The sequence below is a fragment of the Gottfriedia sp. ABJ_BB2_2 genome (genome assembly GCF_055484705.1).
Genome location: NZ_JBVFKR010000043.1, coordinates 1 through 317, shown reverse-complemented (window position 1 = coordinate 317; position 317 = coordinate 1). Strand labels below are relative to the sequence as shown.

General features: G+C 45.4%; 1 protein-coding gene. It reads right to left on the bottom strand.

Annotated elements, in window-relative coordinates:
• A partial coding sequence (locus ACX6U0_RS21390) for a hypothetical protein (protein ID WP_464961808.1) occupies positions 1-317 on the bottom strand: 317 nt, incomplete at both ends.

Genomic DNA, 317 nt, shown 5'->3' with positions numbered 1-317 from the left:
ACGGAAAGCCCGGTAAAAAAGGAGTAACGGAAAGCCCGGTAAAAAAGGAGTAACGGAAAGCCCGGTAAAAAAGGAGTAACGGAAAGCCCGGTAAAAAAAGGAGTAACGGAAAGCCCGGTAAAAAAGGAGTAACGGAAAGCCCGGTAAAAAAAGGAGTAACGGAAAGCCCGGTAAAAAAAGGAGTAACGGAAAGCCCGGTAAAAAAGGAGTAACGGAAAGCCCGGTAAAAAAGGAGTAACGGAAAGCCCGGTAAAAAAGGAGTAACGGAAAGCCCGGTAAAAAAGGAGTAACGGAAAGCCCGGTAAAAAAAGGAGTAA